The sequence below is a fragment of the Rossellomorea sp. QJM3NY_18 genome, assembly GCF_056173145.1.
Genome location: NZ_CM149659.1, coordinates 209768 through 232478, shown reverse-complemented (window position 1 = coordinate 232478; position 22711 = coordinate 209768). Strand labels below are relative to the sequence as shown.

The window sequence follows — 22711 nt, the reverse complement described above, 5'->3', positions numbered from 1 at the left end:
GAGACAAACCGGTCTGGGTTTGTCTCTTTTTGTGTCCGGATTTATCAAAGACCATTTAAAAAGCAGACCCCGCTTTCAGGAATCTGCTCTCTTCTTATAACAAATCATTCACATGATACAGTTTGCCACTTTCAATATCGGTTTTGGTTATGAGGGTCACAAGTGCATCAGCAACCGTGTCCGTGCTGCGCAGCATACCCTCTTCTTTGTAGCGCTGGAACGACTCAACCTCGGCAAAGGCTTCTTTGGATGACGATCGGATTTCCCCCTGCATATCCGTATCCATCACTCCCGGACTGAAAGCGATGATCTGATGACGGCTATGGGTATTAGAGAGCTCAAGGCTCACCGTTTCAGTCAGCATATTGACTCCCGCCTTAGTCGCGCAATACGTACTCCAGCCATAAACAGGACGGCTTCCTGCTCCTGAACTGATGTTGACCATGATCATCTTCGATTCAGAGCCTTTGGCTGCTTTGAGCAATTCATTGGTGGCGATCATAGGTGATAATAGATTAACGTGCACACTTGTTTCCAATGCTTCGTTTTCCACTTCACCCGACGTATTGATCGGTGTCACCACTCCGGCATTTTGGACGACAAATATCGTCTCAGCTTCAGATCCAAATACCTTTGTCCCCACTTCGCGAAAAACCGCTTCTGTTTGTCCTGATTGAGATAGATCACAGGGAAAGAATTCATACGACACTTCTTTTTCCCTTGCAAGCTTTTGTAAGCTGTCATTATCCGAACGGGAAATATTGAGAATGCCGATGCCTTTTTCAATAAAGAGCCTGGCGACGGACTCTCCTAATCCCCTTGTTGCTCCTGTCACGATTGCGTAATCCATTTCGAATCATCTCCTTCTTACCTACTGATTATAAAGGAGAGTTTCCTTTCCTCAAAAAATTAAGCCTCGATTAACAGATTATTTACACATTTTCATTATTAAATGTCCATAAAAAAAGCACACCATCAAGGCATGCTCTCATCAATCAGATGATATTCCGGTATGAGATCGGACAAGGGCACGATTGACGCCTTTTTCTCATAAAGAGGAAGAAATTCTTTTAACATGGTGGCCACCTTCATCCCTGTAACCCCTACATGTCCGATCGCGATGGTTGCATCATCACGATCCAATGCCTTTGAAAGGAGTATTGCCTGCTTCCCGATGTGCTGAATGGTGTAGATGTCATCAAAGAATAATTCGTTTTCAAGGTATGGGACGCCCAGTTCCTTAGCAAGCTTCGGAATGACACTCTTTCCTGTTGTTTTACTATCCAGATAAAATAAACCCCTTTCCTTGCATATGCCGAGAACAATCCTCATCACCCGCTCATCGGCGGTAGCCTTCGAACCCATATGATGATTGACTCCCACTGCATAAGGAACCTCCTCCAGGGCCTGCTCCACTCTCTTTCTGATTTCTTCATCGGATAGTGAGGTCGTGATTGCCCCCGGCCCGAGCCAGCTCGCTTTCCCAGACATCGGTTCCATAGGAAGGTGGACAATGACCTCATGTCCATTTTTATGGGCTTTTTCCGCATCTGCCTTGGTCGTTGGGAGAAATGGCATGACCGCAATTGTCAAAGTGACGGGAAGACTCATAATTTCCTCTGTCCCTTCCATGTCATTTCCTAAATCATCAATCACAATCGCGAGTTCGTTCTGGTGGGCCGAAAGGGGAAGGATGTTTCTTGCTGAAACGGGCATTTGTATAGAAAAAGTCATAAGTAAACAGATAACAAGGGTTCTCATATAGCATCACTCCTTTTTCTTTATGATGTCCATTTTAAGGAGGATATACGAATGAGGTCCGTCCCTCAAAAATCAGCAAAAAAGAAAGCCGGGAAGCGTAAATACGCTTCCCGGCTTGGAATTCAGGAGGGACGGACCTATTGATCCCAGGCTTTGGTGGGGCGGTCTCCCGGGTAGCCGTGAGTTTGGCGATAGGTTTTTCTTTGTGTTGTGAAGTCCCACCAGTTCTTGGTGCTTTCAGGGTGATTAGCGTGGTGGACGACACACCTGAGTGAGTCTTCTACGCACGGGTCCATCCAAACACCGTACTTCTTTTCTAAGTCGATGATAAGGTCTTCTCCCTTCTCTCCCTTTATTTCTTCAAGGGAATAAAATCCAAGATCCTCTACAACATTGTGAGCCATATTAGGTCCAATAGAAGGGATCTGTTGGAAAATGGACATGCCGACTAAGTAACGGGATCTTTCCATCGTAATTTTAAGTGTCTCCCGGAGAATTCCAGGAGATAATTCATGTAGATCCCCAAGTCGTATCTTGGCTCTGCGGAGGGCAGCCCTCTCCTGATCAGTCAATGGAAGTTTCGGACTTTTTCTGTTCACCTTTTTCTCCTCCTTATCCTTTAAAGGTTTGCTGGCGGACAAGTTGGAAGTCTTCCACCGCTGGACGGTTGGTTTTCTTTTTAACTGTTTTTTGTTTCGTCTTGATCGGTTTGTTGTTCACCAGCACTCCGACTTTCGTTTGCTGGATTTCCTTCACTCCCTGAACAATCAGCTGCATGGCGATGATTGCAATCATAAAGGCAACGAGTGGAGCAATGACAATCCAGTACTTGCCAGTCATAAGTGAATTCTTCGTGGAACTGATCAGGCCCGACCATTCAAATGTTCCTGATTTCGGAGGATCCGGGACCAGACCGCCTGTTATGATCGTCCCTCCCAGGAAAAGATGAAATAATCCAAGATGGACGAGGATGAGAAGCGTCTGGATGAATTGCTGCCCCCATATGATGAACATCCGCGGTGCCAGGTGAGGGAATAGATGCGTCCAGAGCAAATGCTTGTTGCTCCCCCCGAGGAGCTTTGCTGACAGGACAAAATCCTGCTTCCCTATTAGTTTCAGTTCATTTCCAATTAACACAGTGGTCAACGGCAGTACAAGGATTGTTAAGACAACGGCTTCGAACACCAGCCTCTCAAAAATCGAGTGATCCCACCCTAACACAGGCAGCCCCCAAAGGACCGGTCTTAATAAGAGATAAGCGATAAGACTTAAAGGGAGAAAATGAATGGAATCCACCACCCGGTCAAGCCAGTTCTTCCTGCTTTCTTTTAAGTGAAAATGATAGGCAATACCAAGATAGAAGCCACCGATCACCCGCAGTGAAGCGACAATCAAAGCAAACAACAGGGTATACTTTGCCCCTACAATAAGCTGATCGAGAATACTGTAACCGAAGAAATCGGATCCGAGGATCATGTCCCCAAATGGTTTATGAGGAGGGGCACTGATGATCCGCCCCTCTTCATTTTTCATAAATTGAATTTGTTTGATTGGCTCTTCTTTCAACGCCGAATATAGGAAACTGACGGCAATCAAGCCAAATATTACACTGAATCCGGCAGCGAACTTGCCATTATGCATATGCTGCCACCACAGCCTGCGGATGGTTGAAAGAAAGCCCCATATCTTCCATTCAGTCCACTTTGTTTTATCCCGTTTATATTTCGTATGATCTTGGCTGCTCTCGTGATTGATCCACAGATAGACACCTTGATACACGACGAAAAAAGGTGTGTAGATCATAATCAATGAGATGGCAATTACCATCGGCCTGAAATCTTGAATGATATAATAAGTAATTCCCCTCATATTGAAAATGGTTTCAATGATGAATAAACTGGACAGCATCCCCCATATGATCAGCTTTCCATGATAGAAAAGACTTGGTGAAATATTTTTCAAAACATGTGAAAAGAGGATCCGTCCCCTCGACATCCCCTTACTCTGGGCAAATTCGATGTGAGGCTTCAGCAACTCTTCTTCCATAATGAAGATGAGGATACGGAAGAAGGAGATCATCGGAATGATGGACAGCGTAATTATCGGGGCAAGATAGATCTTCTCCTCCCCGAACTCCGTGAAATTCATCAGTTCCACTCCGAAATATTTAAATACATAAACAATCATAAGTTGAAGCATGAATGCGAACATTAAATCAGGCACCGTCTCCAAGAGATTTAGTGCTTTCTTAAGAGCCCGCGTGATCGGTCTCGGTAAAAACACAGTCAAGACGGTAAGAATAAAGGCAATAGCAAGCCCTATGCCCAAGGCTCCCCCGATAATTTGCAGAGAATACAGGTATGGTCCCCAAAGCATATCGAGGAAATCGACGGTAATCCCCTTATAGGAATAACTCCAATTGGCCCCATCCATAAAAACAAAGATGAACTTGATAAACTCCTCCAAGTAGCCTACAACATTATATAACCCTCTCTCCCTGAATACTTCGGGAGCAATACTCACGGCTAAAATCCCCATTAGACCGAGAATATAGTAAAAGATGAACCTGATCGGAAACTTGAGATATTTCATGAATAGAATCCCCTTTATTCTCTTTTTCCTCAGTTTAATAGAAATGTTAAATTTTTTCAATTTTATTTCAAGTCTGACAATTCGGTAACAAAAAGAGTGACTCCTCTAAGTCAGAGTCACTCTCCCGGTCTAAGCCAATAACCGGCTCGGCTTTCCTAAATAAAAGCCCTGTCCAATCGTTATCCCGATTTCCCTTGCCACCTGCATATCCTGTTTTGTTTCGATTCCCTCTAAGACAATCAATGTATCATTTCCGTAGAATTGGCTGAAAAAAGAGAGGAACCGCTGTTTCTTTTCATCCTGTGCCAGGTTCATGGCGAAATAGCGGTCAAGCTTGATGATTTCCGGTTCATATTCAATGGATTTCTTAATGGAGGATGTCCCCTGCCCGAAATCATCTATCGCATACCAGACGCCATATTGCTTCAGTTCCTTTAAAGACTCTTTTAACAACGGATTCTGCCAAAGCTCTTCTGCACTGGATTCATTAATTTCAAGCACGAGCCGTCCTTTAATATCAGGGTGGCGATCCATAAGATCGGAAAAATAGGTGTGAAAGCTCGGGTGCAAGATCGTGGTGATATAAATATTGAGAAATAACTTACAGTCCTCAATCCCGTTTCCCGAAAAATGTTCAAGGGCTTTTGAAATGGACAGAGTATCCAGTTTGTACAAGATATTGGCCTTCATGGCCGATTGAAATACACTTTCGGGATTTTCATTATACTTATTTCGCAAAAGACCCTCATAAGCATAGAGGGTTCGATGTTCACCCATATCATATAATGGTTGAAAATCATGGTAGATAAAGTCGTCTTGGAAAATAGTAAAGATGTTCATAGGACCCCTATACTCTCTCTTTAGTTTTGGTCTTGCCTACAAAAAAACCACACAAAAACGCATTATCCGCGTTCGCATGTGGTCGGTTGCGCTACTGGCTCCCCTAAATGTAAGCGCCCATCTATCATTTAGGTTCAAAGCCCCCAGTCGAATGGTCAGCTTATAAAGATATTTGTCTTATAAGAAAAATATACCACATAACTAGTACTTATGGGGTGTATTTTCTAGAAATTATTAGAAAATTCATAAAGAAAGACCTATCTTGATACAAATGGATTACCACTAATCCAGAACCGCCATGGATAATCCCTGGCTTCCCCCGTGTTATCAATCCCTATTCTTTTCCCTGCCGAGATGTTTTCAGGTTGATACCCCTCTGTAATCATGAGCGGCGGTTGTAAATAGCTCCCCCCATAATCCTCCATGGTAATGCCTAGTGCCTTCGTCAACTTTCCCGGCCCATTGGTCCAATTCTTCTTCACATGACCGGGTCGTCTCGCTTCCATAAGCTCTTGTCCATGGAGTGGCTCGACGGCTCTGATGAGGATCGCTTCAGGCTTTTCCCGTTCTCCGCTCACTACGTTGACCAGGCAGTGAGTATGCATGACGTATGTATAAATTCGGCCAGCTTCATGGAACATCACTTCCGTCCGCTTTGTACGCCTGTTTCCGTAACTGTGGGCGGCCCTGTCGATCGGCCCCATGTATGCTTCTGTTTCCACAATATAACCTGAAGCGATTCCTTCCTCCGTTTCTTTCACTAACACACACCCCAACAGTGATTTGGCAAGCTCCAGTGTCGGCTGCTCGTAAAAGGTTGGGGGCATAGGTGTATCTTTCATGATTTCACTTCCTTATCTACATTGTCTAATCTATTTGTACCCTACCACTGCCTATTTAAATCAAGAATCCACGATCGATGTCTAATGTGATGGTCATGGATTCCCCGCTTCGGTATTCTTGATTCCGATTACCCTACGCCTCTGGTCCCATTCAAAAATAATCCTATAGCTCATTGTGGTAGTCTCTCCACTGCTTTAAAATAAATGTATCAATTGGAAAAACAAACCAAAGTGAGGGATTGGAATGAAAAACGCATTTGCCATCATTATTGCATTGCTTGCATTGGGGACGCTCTATGTCATCCTAAATGACAATACATCATTGTTTGCAAAAGAAAGTCAGTCAGGGGATCGGATTGAAGTGACGAATGAAATCAAACATATCGACCTGGACCTGGAAAACAGCGACACAAAAGTCATACCGACTGACAAGAATGAAGTACAGGTCGATATAGAGGGAAAAGGGACGATGACCTTAACCGGGAATGGAGATACGATTGACGTTGTGGTCAAGCATAAATGGTATGAATGGATCGGATTCAATCGCAAATCAAACGTAACGGTTTATATTCCGAAAGGGTATAGGAACAGCGTGGAAATCGATATCGGCTCCGGCAATTTCGTGATGGCTGGAGAATCTGATTCAAAGAAATGGAAACTTGATGAATTGTCGATTGACATGGGATCGGGGAATATGGAGCTTGAAAACGTCGAGACAAAACTGTTCGAACATGATGGATCTTCAGGGGATTTGGTCGTAAACGGCCTCACAACAGAGGATGGAAAAGTGGGAATCAGTTCGGGGGATGTAGAGTTATCGAACTTTGAAGGTCCCCTTGTAGGCGACTTATCCTCAGGTGAATTAACGGTCACCATGGACTCCTTAAAGGGAGACATGACATTCGATGTCAGCTCAGGTGGAGTGAAGCTTGATCTGCCGGAGAAAGCAAGCTTTAAACTGAAGGGGCAGGCAAGCAGCGGGGATATTTCCTGCAATCTTCCATTAAAGAATCAAAAAATAGAAAATGGGGATATTACCGGGGTCGCAGGCTCAGGGCAATATACCATTGATGTTTCAGTATCCAGTGGAAATGTAGATATATATTAATGAAGAGTGCCGGGAACCCCCGGCACTCTTTTAATTATTTATGATGGAATGGGCATTTTCCTTCAATCGGTTCTACATCGTCTCCAATAAAGTACTGCTTCCACTCACGATGCTCCGGGTCCCCGTAATGACTGATATTCGGATGCGTTGGTAAGCCGTCCCATTTTTCGACCCGCTCTCTTACTTTTTCACGGGACATGATACCACCCTTGGAGGTACCCTCCAATCCTTCAAAAATCCTTCTTGGCTGAAATCCGAGTACTAAGCTATTCCCAAGGTCCCTCGTCTTTCGCTGCTTGTAGGCAGGGGCATTCCCAAACACGAAGAAAGGTTCCCCTGCAAAGGAAAAGGCCCACAGATGATGATCCGGATCCTCTGGATAATCCTCTGGCCAATCCTCCTTATCCTCACGATGAAGAAACTGCAGGATTCTCCAGAAATAATCCCTGTAATGAGGGATGGACCTCTCCTCCCTTTCAGGTTCCACAAATAAAAAGAAGCCGTGACGGATCAGGCGTTCACCTTCGGGTACGTCAAACAAGTCGATGAACTCTTGAATCGTTTGGGGGAGATGCTCCCAATTGTCATGACTGATATAGGAATACCGAAGCTCACCCTTCTTCTCACCGGTCATACCGAAGTAGCAAGGGAAAGTGCGGTCAGTAACAACCTCATGAAAATTCTTATATTCTTCTAAAACCCATTGAGGAACAATCTCGGGGTTTGTCATATCTTCTTTTGTCAGCAATAAACTGTTCGTTGTCAATTCTTCCACCTCAAATTTATGTCGATGGTATGCTCTTCCCGAATTGTGACAAGTTAAAACAATTACTGACAAAATAAGCACCACATTGCCATCATTAAAAAAGGTAAAGCGGAATCCGCTTTACCTTTTCTTTAACTCCGCCCCTAATTCCACTCCAAGTGCCACGATCGATTGATTGATCCTCCACACATAATAGAAATGGTGAATAAGATCCACCTGGGACTTATGCCAGCTTGGAGCCTGGGTTTCAATTCTTTCCCGCTCGTGGCTTAAATCCCACATAACGGGAGCACTTCCCTTTTCTTTTAACAATTGCCGGAGCGTCTCGATGTTTTGAGAGATTTTTTCTTCCGTATCTGAAAACGCACTATTGAGTTCCTCTGAAACCGTTGCCGGCACCTTTCGATGGGAGGAAGCAAGCAGGTGCTTTGCGTAATAATTAATGGCCGTTACCACCGTGATCCAGCGCCCGACTCCCGACCTCGTCAAAGATCCGGGTCTTTGCAGAAGGGATTGTGCCTCATCCTTGATCGTTTGGAGCTTCTGATCGAGATCAAATGCCTGATCTGTCAACGCTTTATCTTCCGGGACCGTAAAGGTTTTAATATAGGAAGAAACATATCCTTGAAGATCTCCGAAGAAATCATCAAAGCTATCGGCGACTTTGTCTTTTGTTTTTTTTGGAAATACAAACGCTGAGACAATCAGGGCAATCACAGCTCCTGCAATCGTATCGATGACACGTGCCCCCATGAGCTGAATGCTGATTCCACCGAGGAGGAGGTCATACATAAAGGCGATGAGCATCGTAATGAACAGGCTCATCAATGTATATGAAACAGGGAAAAGATAAAAGGCGAGGAACAAGACCGCAAACAGGAGAACAACCTCAAGCTGTGAATTTCCGGATACAAGGTTTGCGGCTCCGAATCCGATGATGGCCCCGATCACCGTTCCGATCGACCGTTGGAAAGCCTTCATATACGTTCTGCCTACCGTTTCAGTACCAATTTGAACTATAAAGGTCGTGAGCAGAACCCAGTATGGCTGTGCAGGTGCGATCAGCACCCCCACGATAATCGCAAGGGTTCCCGCTACCAGGGCTTGTATCGCTTTACGCGTAGACGGTTTTAAACTCTTGTCCTCTTCAGATTCATCTTCTTTGTCTTCTTCCTCCGGTTCAGCATCGCTCTCTACTGTCGTCTCCTTATACTCTGGCACATTCAGTGATTCCTGAATCGTAATGGCCGCTTCTAAGACATGGTTCGCAATGGACTCGATCCGTCTCAGGAGATATACCCAGCCTTCAGGTTTTTCTTCTTGATTCAGAACCTCTGACAGTACAAGACGCAAGGCCTGGATAGCTTTTTCCGCCTCTTCAAGGGAACGGGGATCATAATCCTGGGCCAGCACCTCGGCGTCACGGAGAGAACGAAGAACCCATACGAGCAGGCGCCTGAGTTCCATGACCTCCAAAGCTTCCAGATCCTTCAGCTTTTTCAAGGAATCAGTGAGAGTCTGAATGAGCATTTCAGTATCAAAGACATATAAGCGAAGTTGTGACGCTTCGATACCGGGCCACAGCTTCTTTAAATCATTCTCATTAATATCACCCGCTACGCTTCTCGCATACTCATTCAGCCTTCTCACATTCCGGTCCAATTGCTTTCTCCGCTTACTGCTCGTATTCGGGTCCTCTATCATCTTCATTAAGATGGTAAACGTCAAGTTGGACTGAATATGAAACGAACGCATACTCCTTCTTAACATATGGGCAGAATCTTTAAAAATGATGAAGTTATAAAGAAACGCGTATACCACCCCGATGACAATCCCGAGATAAAACCATTCCAGATGGGCCACATCCAGCTGCAAGATCGATGATATATAGATCGACATAAATCCTGTCATCCCCATAGAAAAATAGCGGATGGCAAAGCGGGAAAAGTAAAATGCACTATAAATGACACCTACTAATAAAGCATTCACAACGAGACTATATTGGGCAAAGGCAGATCCTAAACTAATTCCGGCTGCCACAGCAACACCAATTAACAGAGTCGTCACCTTTTTCTTCCCCGTCGTGTCATCCATGACCACTAAAATGCCCATCATCCCCACCATACCTGACACAATGGCCGGGGTGATGGAAGGATGGTCGAACTGCTTCAATAAGAAAAGCATCGTAAATACAGCCGAAATCAAGCTGATTGTAGCTTTACCCGCCTGCTGAAATCTTTTTCTGCCGGGATCGGACGCAAGGATCCTCCCCAGCCATATATGTTGTCTATGTAAATGTTTCATCACTCATCAAACCCTTATCTACGCACCGTTTTTCATTCTCTTTTATCGTACCCTTTCCAATAAAAAAGTAACCTGTACTGCAGAAAGCAGCCAGGTTACTCACATTCGCTGGTGCACGAAGAGAACGGAATCTATTTGTATGATTATAAGGGTTTTGGACGGGTTGGTAAAGGGAAGTGCTTTGTGCTAAAGCTGATTGGCACCCCTGACCAACAGATACGTTGCTTTTATTCCTTTTCCCAATCTTGCTTTATATAAGAGGAAAATACTATTTATATAGGAAGACTTTCGATACTTTTTGTTTAATTCCGTAAAAATGTCCTTCTTTCTAGGAAAGAACCAATTGTATACCTCTCTCACACTATGCTGAAATGTGTCATAGCTTAAGAATTGAAAGTCGATGAAATTCCAATAGAGAAACAGTCCACCTTTACTATCCTTCATTTGTCGTTTTACAGGCAGCTTCATCATGTTCTCGAGCATTGGATACTCACCATATACAATGGAAAGAGTACGAACCATCCTCTTCAACGTCCCATCTTTTCTGGCTTGTTGAAATAATTGATGAAGATCTATTCGATTGTTCAAGCCGTAAATCAACTGAATGATATCAAGGTAATATCGTGGAGAATCCAGATTATGCCTCCACCCATGCAGACAAATCATATAAAATGTATGTTGATCGGATAATCTTTTAATGTAGGAATGGCCTCCTAAAGACGTAGCCTCTTTCCAGAAAGGATCCATCTTTAAGTGTGAAGTATTTTCCTTCACAATACCCCAATGAATTTCTACTACAAGTGGAACAGGTGAACCCGGAATTCGTTTACTAAAGGAACAATGGAAATGGTCCGGGATCCATTCTTCCTCCTGTTCGAATCCTAAGGACTTTACAAGTTGCACCGTTTCTTTAATCGTTTCTTTCTTTATAAGGATATCAATATCCGATGTCCCCCTGGCAGCCAGATGACCGAAATACTCCTGGGCGAAATATACTCCCTTTAAAGGAATGGCCTCTATCCCGCCCTTTTCAAGCCCGTTGAGGATTTTGTCTGTTTCACTTTTGATAAGGATATTTTGGAATAGTACCTCATCATATTTTTGCTTTAGGCGTACTTGAAAGAATAGAGGTGTTTTTTCCAGGTCTCCCTTCTCCTTTAACAAATGATAGATCTGGGGGGAGGTGGAGTGGGATTCAATTTCTTCGATTGCCTGGTAGTAGTAAGCTGTGCTCTTGGGCAGGCTTGAAGTTTTTTCATAAAGTGAATGAACGAGAGATTTGACCAATGTGTTTCCCCTCCTGTCACGCGTTTACAGCAGTGATATGTGTTGGTTTTTCATCTGCAAAATACTGGAGTTGATGTAGCCGTTTATATAGACCTTCTTCATTTATTAAGTCTAAATGACTGCCTCTTTGTACAATTTTCCCTTCGTCCATCACTACGATAGAGTCCGCTTCCTGGATGGTGGATAACCGGTGCGCAATCACGATTGTCGTTCGCCCTTTCATTAAAGACCTTAAAGCGTTCTTCACATGATATTCCGTTTCACTATCTAGAGAAGATGTCGCTTCATCCAGTAAAAGAATGGGCGCGTCTTTCAATATAGCTCTGGCAATGGCTAACCGCTGCTTCTGCCCGCCAGATAGCCTTATACCCCTCTCCCCTATTTCTGTTTCAAAACCTTTTGGGAGAGATAGAATAAACTCATATACATTGGCCGACTTTGCAGCACTCACCATATCTTCATGTGACAAACCCGGTCGGGCTAACAACAAATTCTCCTCTATTGTTCCTGCAAAGAGGAATGTTTCCTGAGGTACATGAGCGATGGAACTGCGCAATTGAGCAAGCGTATACTCCTCCCTTGATTTTCTATTTATTAAAATAGTACCTAGTTGAGGTGTATACAACCCCTGCAGAAGATTTAACAACGTACTTTTACCGGCACCACTCGGCCCCACTATAGCCAATGTTTCCCCTCTTGGAACAGCAAGGCTGAACCTGTCAAAAATTTTCTTTTCATCATCATAGCTGAAAGATACATTTTTGAATTCAATAGAGGTTAAACCTTTGAATAGAGGAGTATACTCATGTACGATTGGAGATTCGGCAGGCTCCTCTAAAACGTGTACGACTCTTTCCAAAGCAGAAACAGACCATTGAAACCCGGCCCATTGACTAGCTAATCCCGTTAGTGGATTCACAAGATAGCTGACCAGACTGACAAATGTAAGGAGGGACCCTACACTGATCACTCCCTTTGAAACATAGTAAGCCCCAAGGCACAAGCTAATCAGATAGGTGATAGAACTGACGAGCTGTCCCCCAGAACTGAACCATCCGCTAAGCTTAGCGTTCTCCACCTCCAATTCATATAATTTCTGATTTGCACTGGAATATTTTTTATAGATAAGCTTCTCCAATGTAAATGACCGGATCACCTGAAATCCCTGAAACGTCTCTGTTAAAGTATTGTTTATCTTTCCAATCAAACTGTGTATAAGACGGCTATTATTCCTCAGCAATAAGCCAAAATAAGCGCCTGCGAGTATCGCTAAAGGAGCTACTGAAACACTTATCAGGGAAAGCTTCCAGTGAATTTGAATTAAATAAAGAAACACTGCCATATAGGTGAGTGGAAGTCGGATCAAGTCCATCAGACTACTGCCGACTACCCCGTCCACGCTATTGATATCGTTCGTAAAATGAGAGAGCATGTCTCCAGACCGGCGAGAGGACACCTGCCTTAACGGAAGACGAAGAATGTGATGGAATAAATGGTTTTTCAAGTCTCTTTTTAAGCCATTTGAGGTAATGGTTTCAATCATAATCGAAAAGAAATTGGAAGCAATCCCGATAAGGACAAGTATGATACCAATCGGAATCAATCGTCTTAGCTCAGTGAAGTCACTCTTAACAGCAGCATCCGTCATCCTTCCGAAAAACCAGGCAAAGGCAATGGTCATAAAGATATCAACAAATAATAGCAGAAACATTGCCATATAAGCCTTCCACTGACGAAAAACAAAAGGCTTTAACATCTTAAACGTTCTCTTTAAATCATACAAGTTCATATATTGTCTTGCTAAAGCTGATAATCGATTGGTCCCCGTCTTCATCTGTCTCTCCACCTTTAAAACTAGTAACGCACCGCTTTCCTATTTACATACATTCTCAACATGTGAGTCAATGAGGGGAAACGAAGGATGGCTTCCTTCCATAGAAGCGCGCCCCACGCCGAAGCAGACGAATGAATATTCCTTCTTTTAATGTACATAAGTTTTCCGATTACTTGTTGCGGAAGGATCGGTTCATCAAAACCAAAATTTGTGTCCCCTTTGCACATCAAGTATCTGTCACCATCTATCAGTGTTGTTTTGATATATCGATGTGATATCAACTGCCCCTGTACATTGTGAAACAATATTACATCCCCTTTTTCCAAATCAGGGAGAGCGCAGGTTTCAAATGTGCATATGTCCCCTTCTTTTATGTACGGGTACATGGATGTACCTTTTGCAGGGAGTTCGATCCATCGGTGCTCCCCGATTACTTTCTTGACTACCTCAATTGCATGGGGACTAACTCGCATATTCAACCAATCCGTAATGTTGAAGTTCCATTATAAAATCTCTAATATCATCTATTATCGTTTCGTGCGTTTCTGATATGTTAAAATGCCCAGCCACCGCGGCCGTAATTGAATCGATGGTTTGAGCACTTTCTAATAATGACCAGCAAAAGCCTCCCACTTCATTCACCTTAGTAACGGTATATAGATCTGTATTCAGGATAATCCACTCATTATCAAATTGAGAGGCTTTATATTTTTTTCTTTGGACGTATCTTTCACTCATTACGAAATCAGCTCCCAGAATGTATTGTTCTTTTGAAAATGAAGATCATACACCGGCACATTCCTAACTATTTTCTTCAAAAAGTCCAGTACCTTAACCACCTCATCTTCTTTATAAGGCCAGTAAAACACTTTATCCATCAGCTGCATGAAAGCATCCGATTGCTTCACTTGAGATCGTTCGTTGAATTTAGCCTGGAACAACAAATGAATACTGGATAAAGGGACATGCCCCTTATACCCCACCGTCTCCAGTTCACTTCTGAAAGGTGAATCATAGATACATATAGAATGATCAGTAACTTTTATTAATGTCGCTTCATCTGAAAGAAGTTCCCGTGGGGCTGATAGTTTGGCTGCTGTAGACTTCCCTGCACCTGAATGCCCAGCAAAGATATGAGCTTGGTCGCCTCCCATTACACAAGAAGAATGGAGTAACAATCCCCAGTTATGGTGGAGAATAAATGAACTATAGAGGTTCATTAAAGCATGCTTGAGGGCTAGTTCATCGTAAGCAGAAATCGTTGCATTTCTGAAACAAGCATCAACCTCGATGAAATAATCTTTCCTTAGGTATACAACGTGATTCTTTTTCTTTATTACCTTCACCTCGTAGTCTTCGAAGGGAGTCCCGTACCCATGGTTAATACGTAGATTTAGATCAGGACCATCTACTTGGCCATCAGTAAAAGGGAATCTCTCCAACAGAAAAGGAAGGAATTCATTTGAAACCTGGATGATCTTACAACTGTGGTCTGCAATCTTTATATATAATGAAGACATATGTTTCTCCTTTACATATCAAGTTGGTGATAAAGAGATCAACTTTTTGTACAATTGATCTCTCTAACTTAAAAATTATCTGTTTCTGCCTTTTCCGTTGCCTCCGCCTGGTTTTCCTCCTCCACCACCATGCCACGGTTTGGGTCTTGGACCCGTGTAAGGGTCATTCGGATAATGAGTACCTCCATTACCATGTCCAGGGTGATCTAAATTCCCATGTCCTTTATTCCAGCTCTGGGCCGTTTCGAATTGGATTGGCTGGTGTGCGAGTACTTCAGGTTTAGTGTATGTTTCTTGTCCCATCATCTTTTCACTTCCCTATTGTTATAGAATTCTTTACAAAGAACAGCAATATCTTGCATACTACTATTGTCCTAATTATATTACCAATGTTGTTCTTTTTAAAGAACATTTCGTCCGACATAATTCTACATTCATGGGAGGGCACGTACTTGTTTCTCTAGCAAATTACTGAACATGCTCTTTTTCTCTTGAGCTAATTGATGAAACGAACCTGATTGGACGATTCTGCCTTTATCCAGAACAATCACCTGATCCGCATTTCTGATAGTTGATAGGCGGTGTGCGATGACGATGATGGTCATTTTGCCTTTGAGTCGCTCGATCGCTTCTTGGATTTTGGCTTCGTTTTCGCTGTCGAGGGCACTGGTGGCTTCGTCCAGTATGAGTATCGATGGTTTTTTCAAGATTGCTCTAGCAAGTACAATTCTTTGTCTTTCCCCCCCAGATAAGCGGATGCCCCGGTCACCAATAAGTGTATCCAATCCTTCAGGCAGGTCCATTACAAATTCAGCTGCTGACGAGAATTGTAGTGCTTCCCAAATCTCTTCATCAGTTGCTTCCGGCTGAATCATTTGAAGATTTTCACGTATGCTCGCATTAAAGAGGAATGGATCTTGCGGTACGTAGCTGATTGATTTTCTAAGAGACAGAAGATTTTTAGCGGTAAGTGGATCATTATCAATCAGCACCTCCCCTCTCTCAGGACGATTCAGCCCCATGAGGATATCAATCAATGTGCTTTTTCCGGCTCCGGAAGGTCCTACGATGGCGGACATTTTATTGACGGGAAAGGTTAGGTGAATATCCTTTAAAGCGAATAACGGGTTATTCTTGTGGTAACGAAATGCTATGTCCCTGCAACTGAGGCTCTTCATTATCTTTATTTGCTCATTATCATTTTTTCTAGTTTCACCATTGAATTCTTTTGCTTCTAAACATTCTTTATGAAGATCATTAATCGAGATAAACGCTGGTAGAGTTGATGCAACTTTTTCAATATTTGTTTGTATGCTCGTAAATCTAGGCCACAAACGGGAGAAAATAAGAATGACCAATAGTAGTTGTTCTTTCTGAATCGTAAAAAACGTTAATGAAACGTATAAAAAGATCACAATCAAGCATGCTGAAGAGATTTTATAAAATAATTGAGAAGATGTGGTTAACTTAATATAATTTATTTGCTCATCACTCATTTTCGCGGTTAATCCTTGTATCCAGCGGAAATGAGTTTCTTCTAATAAATTACTTTTCACTTCTTTGATTCCATTAAATTGGTCGGTGACTCCAGATAAATACTCTTGAGCATTTAATGATGTTTGTGAACCGATTTTTTTTGATCGGATAATGAATTTTTTTGAAAAAAAACTAAGAATGAGACCAAACGCTACTACAATGAATGTCATTTCCGCCGACAACCAAAAAGCTAAACCAATTTGTATTCCCGTAAAGATAATATTTGATGTTAGCTGAAGAACTAAGTTAACCCCTCCAATTACACGAGCTAGCTCTGTAGTTAAAGAATTAATTAGATCGGACTTTTTTTCCCTTAAGAAAAAACTCCAGTTTGAATGAAGGATTGATTTATATAAATCAATTCTAATTTGCCTACCGAACGTTTCTTGAATTTCAACATTTTGTATGGCAACTTTTCTGTGTAACAGATGTTGTCCAGCCATTATCAGTAGGAATCCTGTTAGTATAATGATAAGTAATATAGAGGGAGGTAACGCAGAAGTGAATCGAGAAAATAGATCATTAGATTCTATGATAGTATTCATTTCCAGTAAACCGCTTATCTCTAATACAGGAATAAGCAACAAGATCCCTAACCCCTCCAACAGACTGATGATCACCATACCTATCAGATTGATATATAATATTTTCCCAGATATGGATCGTAATTTATTAAGGTAATACCAAACCGAACTCATATTTCCCCCTCCTATTGCAACGCATTTTTCCTTGTTCTTCTCCAAACTGATAAGAATGGTCGTAAAGGAAAGTATAAAAAATGTAGTTTTCGTGGGAGGTACAATGTGTGTAAGTCTTCAGGATAGGGATGTAAAAGACTCAAATAAAACCATACCTTTTGTTGAAATGGTTTAATTTGAAATAAATACTTCTTATGGTACTCAGCAATCTCAACAGGAAGAGGTGTTGAGTGAAGATTTATCGTTTTTTCAAAGTAATAAAGTGTTTGCTGGGCTAAACGGACAGATTGCTGGTATTCAAAAATTCTTTCATCTCCCAAATGTGTATTAGTATTAAATAACTCAGTGCATAAAAGCAGAGTTTTTTTGTATATATGTGTACATTGATAGTCACTTAATATTCCTTCGAGATCTTCCCACTCGATATCCTGTTGTATGAGTAAACGAACGTCTTCTAACCATCTAAGCCTGGACCATCCATGCCTGGCTCCATGAGTAAGTAAAAAGTAAAGGAGATGTTCCCTGCTTAAATACGCAAGGGCATGATGGTTACCGATGGGCTTTTCTCTTCTTGAGGACCATAATTCGTTAAAACCTGGCTCCTTACTCGGCCCTGGATTGAGCCTCCAATGAATTTCAACTTTCACTTTATTCTCTGGATGATAGTAAGTGACATGATGGTGTCTCCATTTCCAGTCACTCAAAACTGTAGTGATATAATCATCTTTTTTATATCCGCTATATTTAAGAAGAGTATCAACTTTGTCAAGATAATCTATATGTATTAGAACATCTAGATCACTGCATGTTCTCAATGAAAGCTCCCCATAAATATCTGTGGCGAGAATGGGTCCTTTTAAGAACAATGCTTTTATACTATTATCACTAAATAACTGGCTTACCTTCACCATTTCTCCACTTAAGTGAAGCATATGAAAAGTATTTTTTTGATAAAGTTGTTTTAGGAGCTCCATTACATGATGCGGAATTAAGGTGATTGGGTATTCAACTAGCTTTATATACACCTGAGGATATACACGATGATGTTTAACAAGTTTAATGAATTTTTCCCAGTCTATTGAAGATGCACAGAATAGTTTTTCCTGTAATGTATCATGTTTAAGAATATCTATAATCAATAGTAGTTCATTTGGTATTCCACTCAAATCAAGCCTCTGTTTGGGAGTCATTTTTTTCACCTTTACCATTTATTTTCTTAGTGAATTTTCCAACTACCGTAAACTTCTCCATCCCCTCTGCTCCAGAAATATACAAAGATCCGCTGCGTAACCATGCATGCGCAATTAATTTATCTTCTTCTCTACCAGTCCCCAGATAAAGAGTGGATTCAATACCTCTACTCCTTAACATTTTCATCCCGGCAATCGCTTTGACTAAGCATTGACTTTCCCAAAAAGTATATTTGCTCATAATCTCAATAGAGCTTTCAACGCTTTTTATTATTTCTATATCCTTTTCTTTAGGAAGATAGGTAGATTCAGTCATAAATTCACCAAGTGAAGGAGCTATCTTTGAAAAAGGAAGATACTTCAAAACTCTCGCCCACCCTAATAACAAATATGCCTCAAGCAGCATTACTCGCTCTCTATGATTTAATGAAATAAATGCTGTCATCTTCTTCAATGTAATCACCTAATATGATTCAGTCATATTTAACCACTTCGATTAACTGTTCAGTCAGAAGATCTTCTAAAAATAAAAGTACCTGCTCTCTACATGTTTCTTCCTCAATTTCATACGTTTCCATTAATGTACCTACTAAGGAATCAATGGAAATTGTACCATTCATCGATTCCCATATTTGTCCTCCAATTTCACCGAAGTTATAATACTTACCATTATGAATACTTAACATCACCATTTCTCCATTCATATTGCTTACAATATTTCCTTTTCTTTGTTGAATTTGATTAGTCGGAGTTAATTTTTTGTGCTTAATCATTTAAATTCCCCCTTCTTCAATTAATGCTAATACTTGTTGAACCAATTGTTTTGGAGTCGCCCCTTGTAAGGGTCTTTTCAGCTGATGTATCTGTATTTGATTAGCTATTTCGGTTGAAAAGTGAAAGTGCCAATCCAATAAACTTAGTCTTTGAATCAGGAAATTACGAAATGTATGTTTATATAAGGTATGTACCTTATTTAAGTTGCTCAGTCGGCAAACTTCTAAATGCCCATCTTTTGTTTTAATTAACTCAATTATTCCTGAGAGAGGTATAGGTACAGCATGAAAATTCTCTTCTACAGGAACTGCATATTTGTTTTCTCGATCAAACAATGGTTTAAATTGATGCGAATCAAACCCAAACACATCCAGGCTATCCTGCCATAATTTCTGTTGGGGGTAGGACGGATTAACGAATGGAATATTCTTTTCTGAAAGAGAAACAGCTATCACATCATCACTTAAAAACTTATATCCTGCTTTAATAAACGCTGTAGTTAAAGTTGATTTCCCTACTCCGGAATCCCCTACAATCCCATATGCCTTTCCATCAATCACGATGGCACTCCCGTGTAATGGAATCATCCCTCTCTGTAGTAAAATAACTCCCATACAAGTTCCCAACAGATAAAGTCTTGTTTTATTTTCATCCCATTCAGATAATGGTGATACGATAACTCTTTTTCCTTCTTGAATTGAAAAGATCGCCAGGTTCATTACCTTAAACACTATCATTTCTTCTGATACTACAATCTTCCCTTCTATTCCCTTTTGATTCCAACACTCTGTTAGATCTCCTAATACAATTTTGACATTGACGTCTTTCATCATGCTTGACTCAATTGGAACCTCGGGTAATCTTATTTCACTGGATATGTGTAATCCAAAGGCTTTATAAACCGTATTATTTATCGTACTAATCATTTTTTTCACTCCAAAGGTATATTTGTAAAAGCCCTTATATTTCAAATACTGATATAAGGGCCAAAGATTAATACAAAAAATAATTAGCTGTAATGTACCGCTTCATCTACATCCGGCTGCACTGCATCTGGAGTTTTGATTCCTGGTCCAGCCATTGTCATATTCACATCTAGAACTTCTAAAACTGGTTTCTCCCACGTTTTTTTCATTTTCCCACCCCCTTTCAAGATGTCTTCTTCATAAATCGATAAAAAATTAAACTGCGCATTAATAGTCTAAAATCTAAATCATAAATTTGTTCTGCCTTTGGTTCGTGTTTATACGTTTCAATCGCACTCTTTATCGCCGAAATATTCATTACATCAGCTACCAAAGAGTCTTTAGTTAATTCCTCAAGTTCTTGAATAAACTCCCTCCAGACTGGCATCATCCTGTGTATACCATCGGCACCTTGAACCCCTCTGGTACGCTGGTTGAGTCTAATGCTATCCGGCAAAATACCCTTTGTGGATCTCCTAATAAGCGATCTACTAAATCCATTTTGTACATATTGCTCCTCTGGAACAGATAAACAAAAGTTCACTACCCTTAAGTCGTTTGTAGGGTCCCGATCCCATACAGCGTGATGGATGGATAATTTAGAACTATAGGTTCCTGTTATATTCCAATAAAACAGCTGTTCAAATTGTTTTTTCTTTATTTCATATGAATCGGTTAGGGTACCTGTTAAATCTATTTCATGCTGATGTAACGTTTCATAGACACTTGTTTTCTTAGCGAAGTCTGAACTGATCATCGAGGGTAATAATTCCTGCTTTTTAGACTTATAAATAGTTGAATACATCTTTTTTGAGACCACAGACAATACTCTGGATTTAGGAACACCAACATTTGCACTATACTCTGATATTTCTTTGTAAAAACGAAGAAATTTAAATTTCCTCATTAAATTTGCTTGATAATCAATCGCAGGTCCCCAAGAAACTGTCCAATTTCCTCTTTGCCCATTCAGCAGAACTCTAATTCCTTGTTCTTGAGCCTTTTCAAACATTCCTTTAAGCCAGAATGTATTTTCAAAATACTTGTAAGGCATTTCAAGAGCATCTAACCAGCCCTCTATTTCGCTAAGGGGGCTCTTTTCTTCGAAGGTGAAATATTGATCGTTGATGTTTCCGTTAAAATTTACGGTTGATTGGATGAGAGGTCTTTCATTTGCAACCCGGCTTTTCGGTGTCCAATCGACAAATCCTTCAATAGGAATATAGCTAAAAGTATGTAACTTCTTTTTTTCTTCCTTAAGAGAATTTGCAGCTAAACACGCCACTGAGCCTGAATCCAAACCTCCACTTAAGTGTGCACCAATCGGATAGTTAGAACGTAACCTTGAATGAATAGCTTTATTAAAAACTTCTATAAATGCTTCTTCGTATTCTTCATTGGATTTTAGATTCAGCTTATCTTTTGCTACTAGAGTTGAATATCGATTTAGTTGCAATTTTCCACCGCACAAAGAAATGGAGTGAGAAGGCGGAATTTGTTTAATTTTTTTATATACAGTGCTTTCAGTATCAACGGTTTCAAAATTCCATGGAATGGCCAGGAACTCTGCCGTCCATTGTTCACTAATTTCATTTTCCACATAGGGAAGCTTAAGCAACGGCTTCATTAATGAGCAAAAGGCAAGCCTATTGGAATCACTATAATAATAGAGGGTACGGGCTCCAGAAAAATCTCTTGCTCCAAATAACTTTTGTCTCTTTTCATCCCAAATCATAAATGAAAAATCCCCAACTAAATACTGCGGACAATCTTCTTGCCACTTATCGTAGGAAAGTAAAATTAATTCACTGTCCGAGATTTCTTTTCCATTACTCTTGTTTATATTTAACTTATTAATAAGCTCATTCCTATTGTCGATTATGGCATCGGCTGTGATTACCAGTTGCCTTTCAGAATCGTATAAAGGATTTTTCTCTCCAACTGATTCTGGGGTAACCCATTGAGTGTGACACCCGAAAAACAGGTTATCCTTATGAAGGATCTGTACATCATCAGCCGGAAAGTGGTTTAAGGCATTCATTACTGTAGATATATAGTCATAAGATAGCGGCTCTCGATTAATATTGTAAATTCCAGCGATTGCACTCATGAAAATCCTCCCCAATCTCTCATTAAATTCTTAATAACGAACATTTTTTTAATAAGGAATAGTCCTTTCTCTTGCTTTCATTCCTTTTCTATTATGTAAATATCTAAATAACAACCACATGAAAACAATACCAATTAAGTCCTTAATGAGGTCACCTACTGAAAAGGTGCGGAATGGAACAAATAACTGATGTATCTCATCAGAGACTGAATATGAAAAGGAGAGGATAATTGCAGCGATTTCTTTACCTCGATTGAGGTTACCAAAAGACAGCTGAAAAAGAACAATGAGTACATATAAAATGCCGAATTCAATTAAATGGAGTGATTCCAATAATATTCCAGCAAATACTATAATTCGTGGATCAAGAGTGAGACCGGTGTAATAGATGATTTCAGGATTAAAATGACTTGATTGGAACCAGATGAGAATCATGTAGCCTAAAATGAGTAATCCTAAAACAATTTTCTTTAGAAAACGGGTCAAATTGAACTCATCCCCCAAACTGGTTATAAATACCTAATTTGTACTATATAAAGAACAATACTACAATCTTATAAAGAACGCAAGGTATATATTGTATT

23 protein-coding genes and 1 riboswitch are annotated in these 22711 nt (G+C 40.9%); of the genes, 1 reads left to right on the top strand and 22 read right to left on the bottom strand.

All coding sequences use genetic code 11. The features are described from left to right. Nucleotides 1-94: 94 nt before the first annotated feature. The 6 genes from AC0VXY_RS01285 to AC0VXY_RS01260 all read right to left on the bottom strand — a co-directional run bounded on the left by AC0VXY_RS01285 (nucleotide 95) and on the right by AC0VXY_RS01260 (nucleotide 6035). Nucleotides 95-850: a (S)-benzoin forming benzil reductase gene (locus AC0VXY_RS01285; RefSeq protein ID WP_435994070.1), complete on the bottom strand. Its 756-nt coding sequence runs from the start codon at nucleotides 848-850 to the stop codon at nucleotides 95-97. A gap of 125 nt (nucleotides 851-975) precedes the next feature. Next, nucleotides 976-1761, bottom strand: coding sequence for a divergent polysaccharide deacetylase family protein (locus AC0VXY_RS01280; RefSeq protein WP_475526653.1), 786 nt, complete (start codon nucleotides 1759-1761; stop codon nucleotides 976-978). A 137-nt stretch (nucleotides 1762-1898) separates the two neighbouring features. Beyond that, nucleotides 1899-2360 (bottom strand): helix-hairpin-helix domain-containing protein, encoded by a 462-nt coding sequence (locus AC0VXY_RS01275; protein WP_435994074.1) that lies wholly within the window; start codon nucleotides 2358-2360, stop codon nucleotides 1899-1901. Between the two features lie 13 nt (nucleotides 2361-2373). Then, nucleotides 2374-4353 carry an ABC transporter permease subunit gene (locus tag AC0VXY_RS01270; protein WP_475526652.1) on the bottom strand — a complete coding sequence of 660 codons (1980 nt, stop codon included), beginning with the start codon at nucleotides 4351-4353 and terminating at the stop codon, nucleotides 2374-2376. Between the two features lie 129 nt (nucleotides 4354-4482). Further along, nucleotides 4483-5193: an EAL domain-containing protein gene (locus AC0VXY_RS01265; RefSeq protein WP_435994078.1), complete on the bottom strand. Its 711-nt coding sequence runs from the start codon at nucleotides 5191-5193 to the stop codon at nucleotides 4483-4485. 71 nt (nucleotides 5194-5264) lie between these two features. After that, nucleotides 5265-5345: riboswitch (cyclic di-GMP riboswitch) on the bottom strand. 105 nt (nucleotides 5346-5450) lie between these two features. Next, entirely contained in the window at nucleotides 5451-6035 is a 585-nt protein-coding gene (locus AC0VXY_RS01260; protein WP_435994080.1) for a DNA-3-methyladenine glycosylase, read from the bottom strand. Nucleotides 6036-6279: 244 nt separating this feature from the next. Here AC0VXY_RS01260 and AC0VXY_RS01255 point away from each other — a divergent pair, with 244 nt between their 5' ends. Next, a complete protein-coding gene (locus AC0VXY_RS01255) occupies nucleotides 6280-7143 on the top strand; it encodes a DUF4097 family beta strand repeat-containing protein (RefSeq protein ID WP_475526651.1) in 864 nt (287 codons plus the stop codon). A gap of 34 nt (nucleotides 7144-7177) precedes the next feature. Here the strand turns inward: AC0VXY_RS01255 and AC0VXY_RS01250 are convergent, their stop codons facing one another. From AC0VXY_RS01250 to AC0VXY_RS01175, 16 genes are all read right to left on the bottom strand, one after another. Then, nucleotides 7178-7873, bottom strand: a complete 696-nt coding sequence (locus tag AC0VXY_RS01250; protein ID WP_475527789.1) for a YqcI/YcgG family protein — start codon at nucleotides 7871-7873, stop codon at nucleotides 7178-7180. 156 nt (nucleotides 7874-8029) lie between these two features. Then, a complete protein-coding gene (locus AC0VXY_RS01245) occupies nucleotides 8030-10213 on the bottom strand; it encodes an FUSC family protein (RefSeq protein ID WP_475527788.1) in 2184 nt (727 codons plus the stop codon). A 186-nt stretch (nucleotides 10214-10399) separates the two neighbouring features. Beyond that, the gene (locus tag AC0VXY_RS01240) at nucleotides 10400-11500 is read right to left on the bottom strand and encodes a nucleotidyltransferase domain-containing protein (RefSeq protein WP_435994086.1); all 1101 of its coding nucleotides are present in this window, start codon (nucleotides 11498-11500) and stop codon (nucleotides 10400-10402) included. Nucleotides 11501-11516: 16 nt separating this feature from the next. Then, a complete protein-coding gene (locus AC0VXY_RS01235; RefSeq protein WP_475526650.1) occupies nucleotides 11517-13334 on the bottom strand; it encodes an ABC transporter ATP-binding protein in 1818 nt (605 codons plus the stop codon). A 20-nt stretch (nucleotides 13335-13354) separates the two neighbouring features. Then, a complete protein-coding gene (locus AC0VXY_RS01230; RefSeq protein ID WP_475527787.1) occupies nucleotides 13355-13807 on the bottom strand; it encodes a signal peptidase I in 453 nt (150 codons plus the stop codon). Beyond that, nucleotides 13797-14072, bottom strand: a complete 276-nt coding sequence (locus AC0VXY_RS01225) for a PqqD family protein (RefSeq protein WP_475526649.1) — start codon at nucleotides 14070-14072, stop codon at nucleotides 13797-13799. Before AC0VXY_RS01225 ends, AC0VXY_RS01230 begins: the two co-directional genes overlap by 11 nt. After that, nucleotides 14072-14854, bottom strand: coding sequence for a hypothetical protein (locus AC0VXY_RS01220; RefSeq protein WP_475526648.1), 783 nt, complete (start codon nucleotides 14852-14854; stop codon nucleotides 14072-14074). Before AC0VXY_RS01220 ends, AC0VXY_RS01225 begins: the two co-directional genes overlap by 1 nt. A gap of 75 nt (nucleotides 14855-14929) precedes the next feature. Next, entirely contained in the window at nucleotides 14930-15160 is a 231-nt protein-coding gene (locus AC0VXY_RS01215) for a hypothetical protein (RefSeq protein WP_475526647.1), read from the bottom strand. Nucleotides 15161-15288: 128 nt separating this feature from the next. Continuing rightward, a complete protein-coding gene (locus AC0VXY_RS01210; RefSeq protein WP_475526646.1) occupies nucleotides 15289-17088 on the bottom strand; it encodes an ABC transporter ATP-binding protein in 1800 nt (599 codons plus the stop codon). A gap of 11 nt (nucleotides 17089-17099) precedes the next feature. Continuing rightward, the gene (locus AC0VXY_RS01205) at nucleotides 17100-18296 is read right to left on the bottom strand and encodes a nucleotidyltransferase domain-containing protein (protein WP_475526645.1); all 1197 of its coding nucleotides are present in this window, start codon (nucleotides 18294-18296) and stop codon (nucleotides 17100-17102) included. Further along, nucleotides 18256-18723: a lasso peptide biosynthesis B2 protein gene (locus tag AC0VXY_RS01200; RefSeq protein WP_475527786.1), complete on the bottom strand. Its 468-nt coding sequence runs from the start codon at nucleotides 18721-18723 to the stop codon at nucleotides 18256-18258. The genes AC0VXY_RS01205 and AC0VXY_RS01200 overlap by 41 nt, the downstream gene beginning before the upstream one ends. Nucleotides 18724-18751: 28 nt before the next feature. Continuing rightward, nucleotides 18752-19051, bottom strand: a complete 300-nt coding sequence (locus tag AC0VXY_RS01195) for a lasso peptide biosynthesis PqqD family chaperone (protein WP_475526644.1) — start codon at nucleotides 19049-19051, stop codon at nucleotides 18752-18754. Next, on the bottom strand, nucleotides 19052-19978 hold the full coding sequence (locus tag AC0VXY_RS01190; RefSeq protein WP_475526643.1) for an aldolase: 927 nt from the start codon (nucleotides 19976-19978) through the stop codon (nucleotides 19052-19054). It lies immediately after the preceding gene. An 83-nt stretch (nucleotides 19979-20061) separates the two neighbouring features. Continuing rightward, nucleotides 20062-20187: a paeninodin family lasso peptide gene (locus tag AC0VXY_RS01185; protein WP_475526642.1), complete on the bottom strand. Its 126-nt coding sequence runs from the start codon at nucleotides 20185-20187 to the stop codon at nucleotides 20062-20064. A 14-nt stretch (nucleotides 20188-20201) separates the two neighbouring features. After that, nucleotides 20202-22127: an asparagine synthase-related protein gene (locus tag AC0VXY_RS01180; RefSeq protein ID WP_475526641.1), complete on the bottom strand. Its 1926-nt coding sequence runs from the start codon at nucleotides 22125-22127 to the stop codon at nucleotides 20202-20204. A 48-nt stretch (nucleotides 22128-22175) separates the two neighbouring features. Next, complete coding sequence (locus tag AC0VXY_RS01175; RefSeq protein WP_475526640.1) at nucleotides 22176-22613, bottom strand: VanZ family protein; 438 nt, start codon at nucleotides 22611-22613, stop codon at nucleotides 22176-22178. Nucleotides 22614-22711 lie beyond the last annotated feature (98 nt).

Excerpts from the sequence above, each read along its gene's own strand:
- AC0VXY_RS01245 (WP_475527788.1), bottom strand. The coding sequence starts at position 10,213 with ATGAAACATTTACATAGACAACATATATGGCTGGGGAGGATCCTTGCG.
- AC0VXY_RS01250 (WP_475527789.1), bottom strand. The coding sequence starts at position 7,873 with ATGACAAACCCCGAGATTGTTCCTCAATGGGTTTTAGAAGAATATAAG.
- AC0VXY_RS01180 (WP_475526641.1), bottom strand. The coding sequence starts at position 22,127 with ATGAGTGCAATCGCTGGAATTTACAATATTAATCGAGAGCCGCTATCT.
- AC0VXY_RS01235 (WP_475526650.1), bottom strand. The coding sequence starts at position 13,334 with ATGAAGACGGGGACCAATCGATTATCAGCTTTAGCAAGACAATATATG.
- AC0VXY_RS01215 (WP_475526647.1), bottom strand. The coding sequence starts at position 15,160 with ATGATGGGACAAGAAACATACACTAAACCTGAAGTACTCGCACACCAG.
- AC0VXY_RS01185 (WP_475526642.1), bottom strand. The coding sequence starts at position 20,187 with ATGAAAAAAACGTGGGAGAAACCAGTTTTAGAAGTTCTAGATGTGAAT.
- AC0VXY_RS01195 (WP_475526644.1), bottom strand. The coding sequence starts at position 19,051 with ATGATTAAGCACAAAAAATTAACTCCGACTAATCAAATTCAACAAAGA.
- AC0VXY_RS01225 (WP_475526649.1), bottom strand. The coding sequence starts at position 14,072 with ATGAGTGAAAGATACGTCCAAAGAAAAAAATATAAAGCCTCTCAATTT.
- AC0VXY_RS01280 (WP_475526653.1), bottom strand. The coding sequence starts at position 1,761 with ATGAGAACCCTTGTTATCTGTTTACTTATGACTTTTTCTATACAAATG.
- AC0VXY_RS01255 (WP_475526651.1), top strand. The coding sequence starts at position 6,280 with ATGAAAAACGCATTTGCCATCATTATTGCATTGCTTGCATTGGGGACG.
- AC0VXY_RS01260 (WP_435994080.1), bottom strand. The coding sequence starts at position 6,035 with ATGAAAGATACACCTATGCCCCCAACCTTTTACGAGCAGCCGACACTG.
- AC0VXY_RS01285 (WP_435994070.1), bottom strand. The coding sequence starts at position 850 with ATGGATTACGCAATCGTGACAGGAGCAACAAGGGGATTAGGAGAGTCC.
- AC0VXY_RS01210 (WP_475526646.1), bottom strand. The coding sequence starts at position 17,088 with ATGAGTTCGGTTTGGTATTACCTTAATAAATTACGATCCATATCTGGG.
- AC0VXY_RS01265 (WP_435994078.1), bottom strand. The coding sequence starts at position 5,193 with ATGAACATCTTTACTATTTTCCAAGACGACTTTATCTACCATGATTTT.
- AC0VXY_RS01200 (WP_475527786.1), bottom strand. The coding sequence starts at position 18,723 with ATGACAGCATTTATTTCATTAAATCATAGAGAGCGAGTAATGCTGCTT.
- AC0VXY_RS01220 (WP_475526648.1), bottom strand. The coding sequence starts at position 14,854 with ATGTCTTCATTATATATAAAGATTGCAGACCACAGTTGTAAGATCATC.
- AC0VXY_RS01190 (WP_475526643.1), bottom strand. The coding sequence starts at position 19,978 with ATGATTAGTACGATAAATAATACGGTTTATAAAGCCTTTGGATTACAC.
- AC0VXY_RS01270 (WP_475526652.1), bottom strand. The coding sequence starts at position 4,353 with ATGAAATATCTCAAGTTTCCGATCAGGTTCATCTTTTACTATATTCTC.
- AC0VXY_RS01230 (WP_475527787.1), bottom strand. The coding sequence starts at position 13,807 with ATGCGAGTTAGTCCCCATGCAATTGAGGTAGTCAAGAAAGTAATCGGG.
- AC0VXY_RS01205 (WP_475526645.1), bottom strand. The coding sequence starts at position 18,296 with ATGGTAAAGGTGAAAAAAATGACTCCCAAACAGAGGCTTGATTTGAGT.